We start from the raw sequence: 1074 nt of genomic DNA on the forward strand, positions 1-1074 counted from the left end.
TCCGCCGATGCCGGGCGCTGCTGGCCAAGATCTATATGAGAATGTGTCAGAGAAAGCCTGGAAAGAATGGCAGGCGCATCAAACGATGCTGATCAACGAAAAACACCTTAATATGATGGACCCATCTGCGCGTAAATTTTTGAAGGAACAAATGGAAAAGTTCTTGAGTAATGACGATTTTGAGCAGGCTGAAGGCTATGTTCCGCCTACAAAATAACCAGTTTCTAGTGAGTTCGCATTTAGTGAATAAAACTGCTTGACTCAATAAATCGAAACGGTTTTAATACGCCCCCGTTGAAGGCACAGCCTCAACGAAGCGCTAATCCAACCCCATCGTTCTAAGCGTATTGGAGTAGGTAAAGCCCAGTGAAGCAACACTGTATAAAACATGCCCGGTTAGCTCAGTCGGTAGAGCAGGGGATTGAAAATCCCCGTGTCCGTGGTTCGATTCCGCGACCGGGCACCATTATTTCGAAAGCCTCGCTTATAGCGAGGCTTTTTTGTTTCAGTCTTTCTAATCTAACCTATCGTCTGAGATACGCGCTAATTGGCGCAGGCAAGCCTTTCTGCTTGATCTCGTCTCGGCCTAACCATTCCAGGGTGTTTTCGGAAATAACATTCTTTGGTTTTGCGCAGCTAATTTGTACTGGGTATGCCATGAGCGTGTAATGACTGAAGATATGCTTAAAGGGCGTCTCTTCAGCAATCGACAAACAGCGTAGCCCTAGGCTTTGTTCAACTTGCTGTTCTATTTCATCAAAGCTAAATTCTCGGCTTAGCTCGGGGAGTGAGTAAAGCCCTCCCCAAATTCCTGTAGAGGGTCTTTTCTCAAACAAAATGGATGCTTCGTATTCCATTTTAAGTATCCATAGCTCTTTAACAGGCTTCGGTTTTTTCGGTTTTGATGAGGGGCGTTGTTTTACTGTCTCGTTCTTGAAGCTTAAGCAAGTGTCGACAAAAGGGCAGGATAAACATTCCGGTTTAGCCCGCGTGCAAAGCGTCGCACCGAAATCCATGATTGCTTGTGTGTAGTCATCGCAGCGTTTATTTGGGGTATATCGTTCTGCTAGTTTC

2 protein-coding genes and 1 tRNA gene are annotated in these 1074 nt (G+C 45.6%); 2 read left to right on the forward strand and 1 reads right to left on the reverse strand.

From position 1 onward, the window contains the following. On the forward strand, nucleotides 1-217 hold a 217-nt coding region (locus A3751_RS20015), incomplete at its 5' end, for an oxidative damage protection protein (protein WP_068458678.1). Between the two features lie 173 nt (nucleotides 218-390). Continuing rightward, nucleotides 391-466: transfer RNA gene (locus tag A3751_RS20020), tRNA-Phe, on the forward strand. 58 nt (nucleotides 467-524) lie between these two features. On the opposite strand, the gene A3751_RS20025 is transcribed toward A3751_RS20020, so the two are convergent. Continuing rightward, nucleotides 525-1074, reverse strand: a 550-nt coding sequence (locus A3751_RS20025; protein WP_197466549.1) for an NUDIX domain-containing protein, incomplete at its 5' end; no start/stop codon positions are given.

The sequence above is a fragment of the Oleiphilus sp. HI0080 genome, assembly GCF_001635135.1.